The 16,681-nt window shown below is 60.6% G+C and carries 9 protein-coding genes; 2 read left to right on the top strand and 7 right to left on the bottom strand.

Translation table 11 applies throughout. From position 1 onward, the window contains the following. Positions 1-65 precede the first annotated feature (65 nt). From ACFSR7_RS00285 to ACFSR7_RS00275, 3 genes are all read right to left on the bottom strand, one after another. Positions 66-5,024: an InlB B-repeat-containing protein gene (locus tag ACFSR7_RS00285; RefSeq protein ID WP_378158326.1), complete on the bottom strand. Its 4,959-nt coding sequence runs from the start codon at positions 5,022-5,024 to the stop codon at positions 66-68. 269 nt (positions 5,025-5,293) lie between these two features. Further along, a complete protein-coding gene (locus tag ACFSR7_RS00280) occupies positions 5,294-6,160 on the bottom strand; it encodes a TrmH family RNA methyltransferase (protein WP_378158324.1) in 867 nt (288 codons plus the stop codon). Then, positions 6,147-6,821 carry a potassium channel family protein gene (locus ACFSR7_RS00275; protein WP_378118030.1) on the bottom strand — a complete coding sequence of 225 codons (675 nt, stop codon included), beginning with the start codon at positions 6,819-6,821 and terminating at the stop codon, positions 6,147-6,149. The genes ACFSR7_RS00280 and ACFSR7_RS00275 overlap by 14 nt, the downstream gene beginning before the upstream one ends. A 169-nt stretch (positions 6,822-6,990) precedes the next feature. Here ACFSR7_RS00275 and sspI point away from each other — a divergent pair, with 169 nt between their 5' ends. Further along, positions 6,991-7,233, top strand: coding sequence for a small acid-soluble spore protein SspI (gene sspI, locus ACFSR7_RS00270; RefSeq protein WP_378158323.1), 243 nt, complete (start codon positions 6,991-6,993; stop codon positions 7,231-7,233). Positions 7,234-7,249: 16 nt separating this feature from the next. Here sspI and ACFSR7_RS00265 read toward each other — a convergent pair whose 3' ends face one another. The 3 genes from ACFSR7_RS00265 to ACFSR7_RS00255 form a co-directional block, all read right to left on the bottom strand. Continuing rightward, the gene (locus tag ACFSR7_RS00265) at positions 7,250-8,419 is read right to left on the bottom strand and encodes an alpha-D-ribose 1-methylphosphonate 5-triphosphate diphosphatase (RefSeq protein WP_378158321.1); all 1,170 of its coding nucleotides are present in this window, start codon (positions 8,417-8,419) and stop codon (positions 7,250-7,252) included. Between the two features lie 106 nt (positions 8,420-8,525). Beyond that, positions 8,526-10,247, bottom strand: coding sequence for an Imm51 family immunity protein (locus tag ACFSR7_RS00260; protein WP_378158320.1), 1,722 nt, complete (start codon positions 10,245-10,247; stop codon positions 8,526-8,528). A gap of 218 nt (positions 10,248-10,465) precedes the next feature. Next, entirely contained in the window at positions 10,466-11,557 is a 1,092-nt protein-coding gene (locus ACFSR7_RS00255) for a Gfo/Idh/MocA family protein (protein WP_378158318.1), read from the bottom strand. A gap of 184 nt (positions 11,558-11,741) precedes the next feature. Here ACFSR7_RS00255 and ACFSR7_RS00250 point away from each other — a divergent pair, with 184 nt between their 5' ends. Further along, positions 11,742-12,674 carry an NAD(P)/FAD-dependent oxidoreductase gene (locus tag ACFSR7_RS00250; protein ID WP_378158317.1) on the top strand — a complete coding sequence of 311 codons (933 nt, stop codon included), beginning with the start codon at positions 11,742-11,744 and terminating at the stop codon, positions 12,672-12,674. 139 nt (positions 12,675-12,813) lie between these two features. Here ACFSR7_RS00250 and ACFSR7_RS00245 read toward each other — a convergent pair whose 3' ends face one another. Continuing rightward, positions 12,814-16,617, bottom strand: a complete 3,804-nt coding sequence (locus ACFSR7_RS00245) for a fibronectin type III domain-containing protein (RefSeq protein WP_378158316.1) — start codon at positions 16,615-16,617, stop codon at positions 12,814-12,816. Between the last annotated feature and the right edge of the window lie 64 nt (positions 16,618-16,681).

Below are 16,681 nucleotides of genomic sequence, written 5' to 3'. Positions count from 1 at the left end.
ATAAGGTTAAGCAAGCCATAAACCCCATACCTGTCGGCATTGGGGGCTTATGGCTGCTGCGAATGTTAGATATTCAAGAGTGTAAAGACGATTTGCGCAGCTTCCGCCCGCGTCAGGGAAGCCTGCGGCATGAAGACGTTCGCGCCCTTGCCTTTTAACAGACCCAAAGCATGAGCCTGCGACACGGCATCCTGAGCCCATGCGCTAATCCCGGCCTGGTCCGTGAATGCGGCGCCTGCTGCCGGAACGTCGCGGTTCCCGCTTCGGAACGCATAGGCGCGCATCAGCATCACGGCAGCTTCTTGCCTGGTAATCGTCTTGGCCGGTTCAAACGTTTGCGGGTCGCGGCCGGTTACGATTCCCGCTTCGTATACGGCCGTTACTGCCTCCGCATACCATGCGTCTTTCTTGACGTCGTTAAACGGATTCGAGCCTGTCGATTGGAGACCGAGCGATCTGGTCAGCAGCGCTGCAAATTCCGCTCTCGATACGGAACGATTCGGCGTGAATTCCGTCTCCGTCGTTCCGTTTACGATTTGCTTCGCGGCAAGCGACTTGATGGCCGGCGAAGCCCAGTTGGACTCGCTCACGTCGCTAAAGGACTTGTTGATCTCGAGCACGGCATAGGTGCTGAAATGACGAACCTGCGCGGAAATGACGCCGTTATCGATCGTCCCCCCCGCATACTGAGGCTGATTCCGGTCGCCGATGAAGTACACGCCCGTCAGATCCTTGTTGACCGTCCCCTCGAGCGTAAACCGAAGCGTGAGCGGCTTCGCGAATACGCCGATCTTTTTTGCTTCGCTACCGTCGGTTACGATGGACAGCGAGAAATCGTACATTTGTCCGACGACTTTTACGGAAGCATGCGGCAGAAGAGCGCCATTCTGGAGTTCCGCCGTTCTGGATTGCGCCACGGGAACGACCTGCAGCGAAATTTTCGTTTTGTCCGTCGGCTGACCTGCGGCGAGCGCTTGCGCTTCGCTCAGAACTTCTGCCGGGAGTTCGACGGAGATGCCATTAAACTGGATCCGGATCGGCTTGTTGCCGGTCAAGTCGGCCGCCTGTACAGGAAGCAGAACCTGCGTCGCATCCTTCGCCGCGTTAAGTGCCTGATCTACGCTTAACCGCTTCAGATCTTCTTCATTAAAGGTCGTAACGACTTTGTTGCCGCCGGCCGGCGTCGGCGTCGGTGTCGGTGTTGGTGTCGGCGTCGGCGTCGGATCAGGTACGATAACCGTGCCTTCGGGATTGACGGCCTTTTTGAAAGCATTCGCCGCCGATGTCAACGCTGCCAGCGCGTCGTCCAATTGCTGCGCGGTTGCAGCTTTATTGCCGTATACGGCCTCTGCCGCAGCGACCGCTGCTTGCAGCACAGCCTTGGAGCCCGCCGGATATTGTCCCGGGCTTGCGCCCTCGACCGCCCCGTCAAGCAAGCCTTGCGCTGCGTCGATCTGCTGGCTGAGCGCCGTGCGGTCCTCGATCGTGAGCGACTTGACGACGACCGTAAAGGTTTTCGTGTCGGCAGCTTCGCCCTTGGTTAACGTCGCGGTCAGGACCACGGTAGCGTCCGACTCGCCTGCCGACGGACGAACGACTGCGCCCGCCGCATTGACGACCTCAGGCTTGTCGCTCGACCAGGAGATGGCGACATCGCCCGCTCCCGAAGTCGGCAGCGTAACGTTACCCGTGACGAGCGCCGCATCATTACCCTCGGCATAGCCCACTTCGAGAGCCGCGACTGCAGCCGATACCGATTGTGCGTCCAGATCTCCCTGGAGAACCCAGTGTGCGTTAAGGCTGGTGACGGACGCGGCCGACCAGTTGCCCTCGAACACGCGGACGCCGTTGCTGTTGTAGTACTGCTGGCCTTTTCCGTCCGTATTTTCATAGTAGCCTCTGAACACGTAACCGGATCTTTCCGGCGGGGTGATGCCGATCGGCAGCTTGCCGCCATGCGAGACCGATACGCTCGCCGTACCGCCCGATCCGCTCTGCGGATCCAGCGCGACATTGTAGCTGTTCGCCGCGAAGCGGGCGTACAGCGTCAGATCGCCCACGGAGCCTTCCGCGATGCTGTTGAGCTTGGAGCTCGGCTTGAATTGCGGATCGGTGAACCAGTCGACGAAGGAATAGCCTTCCTTCGGGCTCGGCGCGATCAGATCGAGCGCCGGCGTGACGATTGTATAGGCAGCCGGTTCGGTGCCCGGCATGACGGCGGATGCTGCGCCGTCTTTATAAGCGATCGTGTAGGACACCAGGTTCCACTTGGCGTAAAGCGTCGTCGCCGCCGTTACCGTATCCGTGCCGAAGTTCCATACGTCCTTGATGTCCGCATCCTTGTACCATCCGTCGAACGTATAACCGTTCCTGAGCGGCGTCGCCGGCGCTGCGATCTTGGCGCCTCCCGTCACGTTGGGAACGGACATGACCGGGCTACCGCCCTGCGTATTGAAGTCCACCAGGAACTTGTCGGCATCCAGCTTGATCCATCCGGCGTAAAGCGTCATGGCGTAAATTTGATCTTCGCCGAGGGTATTGACCACGGACTTATCGAAATCGTATACCTGCGTCATTGCCGCATCGGTGTACCATTTTCCGTCGAAGAGATACCCGCTGCGCGTAGGATTGGTCGCCGGCCGGGTCGCTTTTGCGCCGTCCCGGACATATTGATTCGCGATCGCGCTGCCGCCCGACGTATCAAACATTACGCCGTTGCGCCCCGGCGGGAATACGCCGCTGGCCGCATAGCCGATGTTGTTGCCTGCGGCAAACGCCGTGTCCCAGTTGGCGCGGGCGTTGTTGCCGGTATCGGACGAGCCGTTGATGTTAAAATTCGATGCATTGGTGCCATAGAAATACAATTGCTCATTGTTGAGCATGGAGGCGGTAATCGCCGGCTGATTGGATTGCTGTTGAACGTCCGCATTGGTGCGGGTGTTGAAGATAATTCCGCCGACGGCAGCCCGCGGCATCTGAATCATGTACCAATGGGTGTCGGCGCCGTTGTATTTCATTCTCGTCATCGTGCCGCCGGGCCAACCGCCGAACAGCTCGGGGTTGAACGTGTAAGCCCGCACGCCGTAGGTGTAACCGGCCCAGGCCTGGTAGTTCGCATTGCGGTTGATGGAGAAATAAACGTTGACGTGCGTCGGCTCCGCGACCGGCGGCTCGACCGCTTTTTCAGGCTCGACCCTCGTGTAGGTAAATGCGCTGGTGATCCAGGTCCCTCCTGCTGCTCTGCCCATCAACGTCACGTTGATCGGATCGTTGTAGTTGCCGCTCACGGTAATGGTGTCGTCGTTGGCAAAGCTCGTCGCGACGCCGTTGTTGACGGCATACATGGCTTCGGTCACATTGACCGCCGACAGCCTGAGCTTCAGTTGATTGCCCGTAAAGCTGTTGCCTGCGATCACATCGTCATCGCTCGGCAAGGCGGCCAGAATGGCGGGCGTTGCGTTCTCCCTGTCCATCAGCACGACAAGACCGGCGTTTGGATTGGTGTCTGTATTGGATACTTTGGCAGGGTTGCCGGGAAGTGTCCCGCTGATTCTGCCATTCGCTACGGTGAAAACGTTGCTTGGGTTCAGCACGTTCACGTAGGAGCCGTCCTTCAGGAACTTCACCGGCACGCTGCCCAGCACGCGGTCGGTCTTGCTGGTGTTGACCAGCACCGCGCCGCCACCGGCCGCGGTCGTCCCGCGCTCGATCATGACGGCATTGGTGCCGAGACTGACCAGATTCTCGTCGCGTCCCGCCATCGCGTTGTGGAACTTGTTTACGGCCACAACCTCGGGATGTGTCCATTGGGGCCGGCTATTGGCGACGTTGTCCGCGGTGCGAACATTGGCTCTCTGTGTTCCGTCCGCATTGACGTTACGGGCAAAGAACAAGGGCGAAGCATCCTTCCGGGCAGCGATCATCGCCCAGCCCTGTCTGATCTGCTTCGGGCTGAAGCTCAGGGACTCGCCTTCGTTATTATAGGTGTCGTGGGACTCTACCCAAGGCACCAGCCGGTCGGCAGTCAGGCCCTCGGCGCCGTAATCCGCCCACTTGTCGAGACGACCGATGTCCCCTACCTCAAGGACGCCGCGCACATCATGTCCGTACTTGGAAGCGGTCAGGTCGATATACTTGGCATAGCCCTGCATCCTGTCCATGTTGGGGTCTCCCCCCTGCAGCACCTCGCCGTACTGGAAGTTGACCTTGCCTTTCTCCTCCAGATACGCCTTGGCGGCGCCGGTCACGTTTTTCACGTAATCGCTGGCGAACTTCCCGTCTGCATATTTCGGATTCGTGGCGCCCGCAGCGATGCTCGCCGGGGAAGGCACATCGTCGTCCAGCTCGATGTGCTTGATGGCATCATAGCGGAAGCCGCTCGCGCCGGCGTCGATGATGTCCTTCAAATACGCGATGTAGGAATCCTGTACGAACTTGGCGTGCGTGTCCAGATCCCTCAGCCCGCTGATCATCTCCGGCTGGGTCAGCAGAAAACGGTCATTATAACCTACGTTGCCGGTTACATTGTGGAAATACGTGCTGTCGTTCCACGGAGTATCCGAATTAGCGGCGGCGCCCATGTGGTTCGGGATCACGTCGACGATGACCTTGATGCCGAGCGCGTTGGCCGCGGTGGTCAGGCTGACGAACGCATCCCTGTCGCCGAACTTATTGCCGTTGCCGCCGGCGACCATGTTGCGGGGCGTATAAGAAGAAGCCCAGCCGGTCCCCCCGGAGGAGCTGCCCATGATCGGCGACGTCTGGATCGCCGTGTACCCTGCGTCGGCAATCGCCTGCAGGTTTTCCTGTATGACGCTTAAATTCCAGTCAAAGGCGTGCAAAATAACGCCGTCCCGGATGCGTTCCGGCGTAGCGTTGCCCTTTGCCGCGGCCGCCTCCGCGACCGGCGCTTCTATTGGCTCGTTTGCGTAAACCGGATTTGAAGCCGTGACAAACGGGAACGAAACGACTGCCATGCACCAGATCAGCACATGTGCCAAAACTTTATTCCATTTCCTGCTCAAATGAATTCCCCTTCCAATCTTTTTATATTGCCACGTAAATATATCACCTCCGTTTTTTTTTCGAGGTAGATATCGATTGCGAATATGGACGAATATTAAGCGATTACAATAAATCCATGCGAAATGTTTCTATCCTTTTTTCGTCGGAATACCTAACCTCCGTGCCGCGAAGTCGTCAGACTTTGGATTGATGTTCGTAAAAACAAAAAAACACCGAGATAGGCCCGGTGTTATGCGTTCAGGTTATCACTCACTTAAAAGCGGACTGCTTATACCAGCCGCTGACGCTGCGCCTCGAACAACAGCACCGTGGCCGCCATCGCGACGTTCAGCGACTCGGCATATCCCGTCATCGGGATGATGATCGGCCGATCGATAAGCGCCTGCGCGTCGGCAGACAGCCCCGCGCCTTCATTGCCGAAAAGCAGCCAGACTTCGCCGCCGGTCAAGTCGATCTCGTAGCAGGAAAGCTCCGCTTGCAGGCTCGTTCCGTACAAGACTGCACCTTGCCGCTTCGCTTCGGGCAGGAGCTCGCTCAGCTCGGCCTCGATCGCCGGCACGCGGAAGAGCGAGCCCATCGTGGCGCGCAGCGTCTTGGCGTTGTACAGATCGGCCGTGCCCTTGCCGAGCACGACGGCCGCAGCGCCGCTGGCTGCAGCGCAGCGCACGATCGTGCCGACGTTGCCCGGATCCTGCACGCCGTCGAGCACGACGACAGGACCGCGACTGCGCACGGCGCCAACATCCCCGGCATCCTCTCCCGAGCCGCCGCCGAACAATGCCTCCAGGTCGACGCTTCGCTTCAGCGCCACGGCGAATACCGGCTGCGGCGTCTCCGTCTCGCTGCACTTGGCGATAATATCCGGCGAGACCGGAATCCACGCCGTGGCAGCGGCCTGTCCGTCTCCCGGTCCGCCGCGCTCCGCGTAAGGCAGCAGCTCGTCAGGCAAGCCGAAGCCCTCGTCGAAGACGACCGCCTCGAGCGGCCATCCCGCTTCGAGCGCTTCCTTGACCAGGTGGACGCCCTCGAGCTTGAAGCGTCCGCTCTGCTGCCGGTATTTGCGTTCGGACAGCTTGGCCCATCCCTTTACGCGTGGATTGGCGACGGAGGCGATCGCTTGCTCAAAGGCTGGCATAGGCTTGCTCCAATTGGGTCAGCTGACCGTTGTTGCCGACGATGACGAGTACGTCGGTGCGCTGCAGCGGCTTGTCTGCTCGCGGCGTCACGTCCATTTTTTCCCCGCCGTGCTTGATCGCCATGACGTTGCATCCGTATTTTACGCGAAAATCGAGCTCTCTAAGCGTCTTGCCCGCCATATTCGAAGGGACCTGCAGCTCGACGATGCTATAATCCGGGGAAAGCTCGATATGCTCGATAATGTTGGGCGAGATCAGATGATGCGCGACCCGCAGTCCCATGTCCCGTTCGGGAAATACGACTTTGTCGGCGCCGATCTTGTTCAGCACCTTGCCGTGAAGCTCGTTCTGCGCCTTGACGATAATGCGGGGCACGCCCAGGTCCTTGAGGACCAGCGTCGTCAGAATGCTCGCCTGGATATCTTGGCCGATCGCCACGACCACAACGTCCAGATTGCGGATGCCGAGCGCCTTCAGCGCTTCCTCGTCCGTCGAATCCGCGGAGACGGCGTGCGTGACCACGTTCGCCATTTCCTGCACGCGCTCCTGATTCTCGTCGACCGCGAGCACTTCGTAACCCATTTTCGCCAGATACTGCGCGACGCTTGAGCCGAAGCGCCCGAGACCGATGACGGCAAATTGCTTTTTGCCCTTGGCCATGCCGAAGGTTCCTCCTCGTTCTTGCCTTGCCGGCTTCGCTTTTCGTGTTTTCCATTATAACACGGACCTGCGCGCCGGATAACCGCCCCTCGGCTCGGAGAGGCTATATTCGCGGCAGATTCGGCTATACCCCGGTCTGCAGACGACCGCTTCGAGGAGGATCAGCACCGTGAACATCACCCTGCGAGAAGCCATCTTCCAACGCGTCGAAGGCAAGAGCAAGGCCGAGCTGAGAGCCACGATCGAGGATTCGATCGGCAATGCCGAGGTGACGCTGCCCGGTATCGGCGTGCTTTTCGAGATGATCTGGACGCATAGCTCCGAGGAAATACGCGACCAGCTTGTCGACATCCTGCATGCCCAGCTTGCGACGAGAACCGGAGCGGCGAATACCGCCGCCCCCACGACCTGATTTACGACCTGATTACTTACATCCGAAAATCCCGCGTCTGCGATACGATGGTCCCTTCGACGATCGTATCCGTAACGACCGGTACGGCGCCGATCGTCCTGACGACGAGCAAGTCCGCAAGCTTGCCCGGCTCGATCGAACCGACGCTTGCCGCTTGCCCGAGCGCCGTCGCCGGCTCGAGCGATGCCATCCGCACGGCTTCATGGAGCGGAATGCCGTCCGCATACATGCCGAATAACGAATGAAGCAGCGACGCCGGATGATAATCCGAGCAGACGATGCCGGCGACTCCGGCCCTGACGGCTTCCATGGCCGTCAGGTTTTTGTCGTGGGAGCCGCCTCGCACGATGTTCGGAGCGCCTACGCATATTTTCATTCCTTGTCCAAAAGCGTATGCGGCCGTCTCCAGATTCAGCGGAAATTCGCTGATCGATGCGCCGAAAGCCATCGAGCGGTCCACCTGGTCAGGCGTATCGTCATCATGGGAAGCCACTGCGATGCCATGTTGCCTGGCAAGCCCGGTCAGCCGGCGCAGCTTATCCCAATCAATCAGCGCCCGGCGCGCCTGCAGCTCCTCGACGATCCGCTCGCACTCTTCTGCGTCGACGCCCTGATTTTTCATCACATAACGATGGAAGGCGCCGGGACGGCGGTACTGTCCTTGACCCGGCGCATGATCCATGAGCGACAAATAATCGATCTGCCCCTCGCGAATGAGACGATCTGCCAACGGAAAGCCGGTCAGGTGGGATACTTCGTAACGCAGATGGACGCGATGGCGTATCATCGACCGCTGCGCGCTGAGCCGCCGGATGGTGCCGATCATCTCCGACACGAGATGCTCGCCCCGAAGGCTTAAGCCCACGCCAAGCGACAGCGAGTGATACATCGTCGTGATGCCATGCCCGGCGAGCTTGCGCTCGAACTGCAAGAAAGCCATCTCCATCGGAAAAAGCGTGTTCGGCCGCGGCTCCGTCTCCTTTTCGATCGCATCGCAATGAATATCGACGAGACCCGGCATTACATAAGCACCCTCCGCATCGATCGTCGGCACATCCTCGCCGACGCCGCTTGCGCCGGTGCTCCCGATCCGGACGATACGTCCGTTCTCGACGAAAATATCGGCTTGCTCCACGCTCCCGGGCAGCACGACTTTGCCATTGCGAATCCACAGCGTTTTTTCCATTGCTCCGCTCTCCCCCGGCCATTCCTTATACGATAAGGATAGTATTCCACAAACGCCCTCAGGTGAGCAACTTTGAGCGTTGAGACAGCGGACCTGCGTCCGGTCGTCAGTCCAATTCGGCGCGGGAAAACAAGTCCCGGATCAGCGCGTCATCCTCGCAGGCTGCCTTGAAAGCACGGGCAAAGCGGACGACCGCTTCCCGGTCGCCGGAATAAGCGCTGAACATGCCAGCCTCGGGATCGAAGCGGACGACGCCGGACAACTCGGGCATCCGCTCCTCCAGGAACACGGCTGCCAGCGAACCCCAATCGTAGCCGCTCCCTTCGAAGCCCTCGTCCTCCCGCATACGGAACAGCTCCTGCTTGTAAATGCCGGCACTCAAAATGACGGAGGCGCTGTCGCCGTGCCCGACGAGCTTAAACGGTGCCAGCTCCTCGTCGAGCTCGCGCTTCTCTTCGCCTCTTCGGCCGGCCGCCGCAGCTTCGCTTTTCAACTGCGCGATCACTTGCGCCGCCGCTTCGTCGGTGAACCGCAACCCGCCGTTATCCGGCTCGATCATTCCCTGACGTATCCGGTCTTCCAGCCAATCCGATACAAAGTCCGGCGCATAGCCGTTTGTGGAAAATCCTTCGCCGAACACGAGCATGTCCGGATAACGCTTCAAATAAGCTTCCCGGTCTGTCTGCGGATACGTCCTGGTGTACAGCCAGAACTGCACGTCGTACATCAGGTTCGACAGCCTGTCGGCATGGAGGGAAAAGTAGCCTTTCTCTTCCACGATTTTTCTGCCCACGGCCCGAATGAGTTCCTCGATCGCCTCGAATTCCGTCACCTTGCCGCACAGCTCCGCAAGCAGCGGCGTAAATTGGCCGTCGGTTACCCGCAGCAGATCCTGCTCCGCATCCTCGGCTGAGGTGTCGTACACGTCTTCGTTAACCAATCCGCGGACAAAATCCTCGAAGCTAGAAGCAAGGAACGTGATTCGATAATCCTGCTCCTGATCGACATGAATGACCTGGGGCTCGCCTTGCGGCCCGCAGTCGCGATAATCAAGCATAACAACGTCGTGGCCGGCTGACGGGCAGTCGCACAGAACGACGCCGATGTCGGGATACCCCCACTCGCTGATCATGAACGGGCTTCCGAACTCTCCGCTCAGCGAATAACTTTTGTCCCGACCGATACCCATGATGCCCGTAATCGCGATATGATCGTCCGCCCATGAAGTCGGCCCTTTCGTCGGAAAACACGTATTGCGCGGGATGCCCCCGTTTTGCAGCTTCATCATGTGAATGTAGCCGGTCGGCAGCTTGTAACCGAGCTCCTCTTCCACCTCGGCGATCAGTTCGTCCGTCGGCGGATCGGACACGTAGCTGTCGCGCGCGTACTCGCTGTCTTCCCAGAATTCCGAAAAATCCAATTGCTCGAACGGTACTTCGGGATGATTGCGGGCCGAAGCCGGCTTGGCGGCGAGACGCTCGGCTTCCGAACGGCTCAACCTGAGCAGCGTCTTCGTCAGCTCGTCAGCGGGATCCAGACGGCGGGCCTGCTCGAATGCCGCGATCGCCTCCGGGTAGCGGTCCAGATAGTAGTAGGAATACCCCGTCCGAAAATGCCACAGTGCATCCGCGGCGCCTTGCTCGGCTACCGACAACAGGAGCGTCAGCGCCTCCTCGTAGCGGTTGAGGTTGTTATAGGCTCTAGCCAGGTGGCTGGTAAGCGTGTAGTCCCGCTCTTCCGGGGGAATCTGCTCGATCTTGTCGACGATTTCGCCGTAGCTGCTCTTACGGTGCCAATCGTTCAGTTGCTCGATCAAGTTTTTGGCCATGGTCGGCGCCTCCGAATATGTACAAATTTGGATGTTTCAAAATAGGACCAATTGAATTTACCCAAATCCGTCGCAGTTCAATTATTTGCCGACCGGTTTGTCGGCGATTTCTTCCTTACAGATCGCGGACGCTCCGGCAAGCAGGCATAAAAAGCCCGGACGGTATCCATCTCGGACCGTCCGGGCTTCCGCATGACCTATGAAATAGCTGACCGGCCTTACTCGAAGCCGCTCTCCGGCATGATCGCCGGACGCTCCGCCAGCGGCTCAAGCGCGATGTGGCGATCTTCGGCGGACGCCTGGAGCAGTCCGTTCATCGTCTCGAGCACATGCAGCGCCAGTCTGCCGGATGCCCGGTGCGGACGGTCTTCCGCGATCGCGCGCGCCATGTCGATGACGCCGATGCCGCGCATGTTGTCGTCGTAGCCGAAGGCGAGCGGCACGTCCTCATAGTCGCCGCCCGGCTTTTTCAGCTTGACCGGACCGCCGAACGTATTCGGATCCGGTACGCGCAGCGTGCCTTCGGTGCCGTGGATCTCGATGACATTGGTCTGGCTCGTGCCGGCTGCGACGTCGAAGCTCGTGATCAGCGTGCCTACCGCCCCGGATGCGAAATCCAGCACGCCGGCGATATGCGTCGGCGTCTCGACCGGGATGCGCTCGCCCTTTTTGGCTCCGCTGCCGATGACGCGCTCGGGCAACGAGACTGCTGCGGAAGCCGTGACGCGGCGGATCCCGCCGAGCAGGAAAATGAAGGCGGTCAAATAATACGGACCCATATCGAACAGCGGACCGCCGCCCTTTTGGTAGAAGAAGACGGGGTCCGGATGCCAGGCTTCCGGGCCGCTGCCCATCATGAAGCCCGTCGCCGCGATCGGCCGTCCGATGGCGCCTTCGTCGATCAGCTTGCGGCAGGTTTGGATGCCGCCGCCCAGGAAAGTCTCTGGCGCGCAAGCGATGCGCAGTCCCTTGGACTCGGCCAGCGCGACGACGTCGCGACCGTCCTGCAGCTCGACCGCGAGCGGCTTTTCCAGATAGACGTGTTTGCCCGCTTCGAGCGCGCGGCGGCTGATCTCGGCGTGCGAGGCCGGAATCGTCAGGTTGACGACGATGTCGATCTCGGGGTCCGCGAGCAGCTCCTCGACAGTATATGCTTTCGGCACGCCGAACTCCTGCGCGCGCGAGCGCGCACGCTCGACGTCGATGTCCGCGCACGCCACGACTTGCACGTCGGACGAGGCCGTAAGATTTTTCAGGTAAATCGCGCTGATATTGCCGCAGCCGATCAGGCCGATCCGATTTTTGCTCACGCTTATCATCATACTCCTTCGCGATTGGGTTAATCGCTTCCATTATACCGCTTGTCACCCACGCATTGTTGTCCGTTTCTTGTTCGATTTTGGGTCTGTGCGCAAAACGATTGCGTAAAGCAATGCCTATCCGCTATAATCATGGATATAAAGAGTCTATAATATCACCAAAAGGAGCATGCACATGGAACAGTTATTGGATGCGGCGATCATCGGAGGCGGACCGGCGGGATTAAATGCGGCGCTTGTGCTCGGGAGAGCCAGAAAAAACGTAATCGTAATCGACGAAGGCTTGCCGCGCAACAAGGTCACGCATGAGTCGCACGGATTTCTGACGCGGGACGGGATCAAGCCGGACGAATTCAGACGCATCGCCGTCGAGCAGATTCGCGCCTATCCGTCGGTCAAGTTCGCCGCGGATATCGCGGTCGATATCGCGGGAGCGGACGGCGACTTCAAGATTTCGACCAAGGGGGGCCATACCTATCGGGCGAAAAAGCTGCTGCTGGCCGTCGGCAAAAAGGATCGTCTGCCCGCGATCGAAGGTCTGACCGACGTCTACGGGAAGAGTGCGTTCGTCTGCCCGTATTGCGACGGCTGGGAGCTGCGCGATCGGGAGCTTGCCGTCATCGCCAAGGGAGAGCGCGCGTTTCACTTCGCCAAGACGATCCTTGGCTGGTCGGACCGTATCGCCTTGTGTACCGACGGTCCCGACGAGCTGACGGACGGACAGCGCGAGGAGCTGCGCGTAAGGAACATTCCGCTGCATGACGCGCCGATCCGCCGGATCGTCTCCGAGGGCGGCATGGTTAACCGGGTCGAGCTCGAAGACGGCTTCTCGGTTCCCTGCACCGGTGTTTTTTTCGCGCCGACGCTGGTGCCCGGCTCCGAACTGCCCCAATCGCTCGGCTGCGAGCTAACCGCGACCGGCAGCGGGGCGGTGACCGATGCGCTGGGCAAGTCGAGCGTACCTGGCGTGTTCGTCGCCGGCGACATCGCGACCGAGATGAATCAGCTCATCCAGGCCGCCGCCATGGGCGCGATGGCCGGCGCAGGCATCAATTCGGAGTTGCTGGCGGAAGCCTGGGAGGCGCGGGGACAAGGGGCGCAAGGCTGACCGCTGCTGGCAACAAATAATCGAGAAAACGCCCGAAGCTGCCGACGACCGGCAGTTTCGGGCGTTTTTGATTGCTGCTCGTGTCCAAGCAAGCCCCTTCAATTGCAGCCGAAGGAACGTTTGCGCCTAGCTGAACGAACTATTGAAGCGTAAACGAATAAAGCGCCCCGCTGCCGGGAAGCCGGTTCGTCGCCGAGTCGTTCGAGACGAAGCCGAGACGAATCGTCTTGCCCGGCGTCAAGCCGAGCGAGGCAAGCGGGATCGCGGCCTCTAGCACGGTGTCGTTGCGGACGAAGCTCGCGCTGCCGAGCGTGCTCGCGAGCGTCCAGGTCCAGCTATTGTTCGAGCCGGCGTACGCGAACAGATTTTGATTTTCGAGCAGCGTGTCGATGCCGCCGGACGTCCAGCCGGTCGGATTGAAGCCGGTCGTCGCGAGATTGTCCGTGTTCAGATAGAACTGGCTCTTGACGTTCAGGCCGCCGCTGCCCTGCGCGAGCAAATACAAATAGGCGCCGTCGTTCTTCGCCTTAAGGGCGGTCACGGTTCCGCCCGCCCCCGAATTAAGCGCGGCGACCGCGCTCCAGTCGGCGGCGCTGCCGTCGATCGCGATCGTCGCCTGTGCCTGCGGCGTCGCATTCACGGCGGCGGACTTCGCCGATTCGTTGCCGCTCGTATCGACTGCGGATACCTGGAACGCATATGTTGTGCCATTGGTCAGCCCGGTTGCCGTGTAAGAGGTCCCGCCGATCGGCGTCGCATTCTGCTTGACGCCGCCGCGATACACGTAGTACCCGGCCAGGTCGGTCTCGCCGCCCGCCGTCCAGGCGAGCGAAGCCGTGCCGCTGCCTGCCGTGACCGTCAGTCCGGCAGGGACGGCCGGCGGCGTTGTGTCTGGCGGCGTCTGCCCGCCGCCGATCGTATAGGCGGGCAGCGCGACGCCCGTCCCCGGCAGCCGGTTGGTCGTCGAATCGTTCGAAATATAGCCGACCCGTATCGTCGAGCCGGCCGCCACGTTCAGCGTCGCCAGCGGGACGGACAGCTCGACGACGCCGTCGCTCCGGACGAACTCCGAGCCGGACAGCGTCCGGATGGCGGTCCACGACCAGCCTGCGCCGTTATTGCGGTAGACGATATTGTTCTCGATCATATATTCGGCGCCGCTCTCCGCGCCGCTCGCCGTCCATCCCGCAGCGTTGTAGCCCGTCAGCCGATTGTTGTCGGCGTCGATAAAAAACTGGCCTTTGACGTTCAGCCCGCCACCCTGCGCAAGCAGGTACAGGTTGCCGACCGCGTCCGCCGCCTTGAGCGCCTGCACGCCCGAGGCTCCGGTAGCGAGCGCCGCCTTGCCCGCCCAGTCCGCCGCCGCGCCGTCGACGACGATCCCGGAGCCGCTGCCCGCCGTCGGCGTCGCGGTCGCGGCCGCGCTCTTCGCGGACTCCAGTCCGCCCGCGCCGATCGCCGTCACCTGGAAGCTGTAGGACGTCCCGTTCGTCAGCCCCGCGCTAGTATAGCTCGTGCCGGCGATCGGCGACGCGTTCGCCTTCGTTCCGTCGCGGTACACATTGTAGCCGGTAACGCTTGGATCCGAGGCCGCCGCCCAAGAGAGCACGATCTGGCCGCTGCCCGCCGTCGCAACCAGTCCCGTCGGCGCGGCGGGCGCCGTCGCCGCCTGGGGCACGGCGGTCACCGACGCGCTCTTGGACGATTCGGCGCCGGCCGAATTAACTGCCGTCACCTGATAGCTGTAAGAAGTGCCGTTGGTTAGTCCGGTATTCGTATAGGCGGGCGTCGCGACAAGCGACGTATTCAGCTTCGTGCCGCCGCGGTACACATTGTAGCCGGCGAGGTTGGCTTCCGAATTCGGACTCCAGGAGAGCGCGATCTGACCGCTGCCCGGCTGCGCCGCAAGTCCCGTCGGCGTCGCCGGCACCGCGGGCGTGCCCGGCACGTTGAACTTCACGGACGAGCCGCCGAAGTTCGCAACGCGGAACCAGGTCCAGATCTCCTGGCCGGCCATGGCGCCGGGGAAAACATAGTCCGCGTCGAACGCCAGCTCGGCCGAATTGCCGGACTGCCTGACCTGCACCGGCCAGCCGTTGTTCGTAACCGTCGTCGTCGGGAATTTGAACACGTCCCCCTGGCCCTCGACATGCGGCGCCAAATAAGCTTTATTCGCATTTTCGAAGTACATCCGCGAATCCGGCGTGACCGGCCAGGCGACGCCCTGCCAGCCCGCGCTCCCTTTCTTGTCGTAGTCGAAGTAGATCATTTCGCTTTGCAGGTTAAGCGCGGCTTTGGCGTCTATTTTCATAAAAAACTTGTCGCCCGCGAACTTCGCGTACACCTTGGTGATGCCCTTGGCGTTGCTCCCCGCCGGATCGCTGTAGATGGGCGTCTCGCCGGACCAATCCGCAAAGTCGCCGTCGATATTGAAGCCCCCGTACAGATCGGTCGGATGCGTCCCGGCGAGCGACGCTTCGGGATAGCCCTGCGTTTCCAGCCAGCTCTTGGCGTCGCCGTACATATTGGTGAAGTTGGTCGCGCCGCTCACGTCGTAGCCCAGATAGCCGCTGTTCACGACGACCTCGTTCATCCATTTGGCCGTGCTCGACGAAGGGATGGTGAAGTCGCAAATGATCATATTGAAGCCGTCGGCCTGGTTGGCCTGCGCGTTCATGTAATCCTTCCAGAAGCCGCCGAAGTTGTCCCGGCTGCGGTAATTCGGCGAGGCCGAATTCGTGTTCCAGTTGTCGGCGAAGGAAGCATTCTCGTCGTAAAACTTGGAGCCGGACGTGATGTACGGATTGTAGTACCACGATTCGGTCAGAAAAAGGTTGATCGCGTGACGATAGCGAGCCGCAAATTGGGAGGTGCCTTCGTCCGGATTAAAAAACCAGTAACCGCGGTTGGCCGCCACGACCTTGGTCGGATCGACCGCCTTGACCGCCTCGACGAGCTCCACCATGCCTTTGGCCGTGAACCCGAAGTTGCCCCGCGGTCCCCATGAGGTCGTCGGTCCCGCGCCGCCGATCGGATCGGGCGTGTCGACCGTGTCCAGGAACACGCCGTCATAGCCCGCGTCGTGCTCCAGCTTGTCGGTCATGAACGTAATGAGCTTTTTCCACGTCGGATCGCCGCCGTTGATATAGCCCCCGCCGTATGTCTTGTTCGTATCGACGGTGCCGTCGCCGTTTTTCCAGTAGCCGCCGTACAAGTAGCGCGAATCGTTCACCCAGGTGCCCTGCTGGTCCAGGTACCAGGGCATGAGTCCCTTGTTGCCCCAGGTGAGCAGACTGCCCGTAGACGAATAATCGGCGGCGATCGAGATGCCCGAGTAGCCGTTGTAGCCCGAATTGTAGGTGCCGTCCGGCAGCGCTCCGCCTTCGACGTCGACATAGCCGCCGGCGGCGTTGTAATTCCACGGATTGGGTCCGTGCAGCGGGCCGCTCGGTCCGGCGTAGTCCGCCGGCAGCAGGCCGACGTCCTTGCCGTTCTGGATCGTCATATTGCCGGTGAACCCGGTGAAGACGCTCGAAGTCGCCAGCTCGCCGACCGAGATATAGGCCAGCACGATGACGTCGTCGGCCGTGCCGAGCACGCCGTCCGTGCCCCGCTTGACCTCGTTGACCTGATTCGGCGTGAATGTCTCGAAGTAGAACTGGTTTTTCGCCACGTTGACGATACGGATCGTCGGCTCCAGGATGACGAGATCGTACGTTTTCAGTGTGTTCAGCTGCGCCTGGGTGGCCGTATTCGTGCCGTACCAGATCATGACGCGGCTGTAGGCGTTCAGTCCGGGCACCTTGCCGTAGATCGGGTCTTTGCCGATGGCGGCATAGGCATGATGCGGACCCGGGATCAGCAAGGAGAACGGTGCGGCAAGCAGCAGGCACAGCCAGGCCAGCACGATTTTTCCGAGGCGGCCTTGAATCGAGAACGACATTTAACTCACGCTCCTTTTTAGTGATAAAACGTCGGGCATTCGTTTGCTAAACGAACGGGCATCA

The organism is Cohnella sp. GCM10020058 (assembly GCF_042683485.1).
Classification (GTDB): domain Bacteria; phylum Bacillota; class Bacilli; order Paenibacillales; family Paenibacillaceae; genus Cohnella.
Note: the sequence above shows the minus strand (reverse complement) of the source record. Positions and strands in the feature narration are given on the sequence as shown.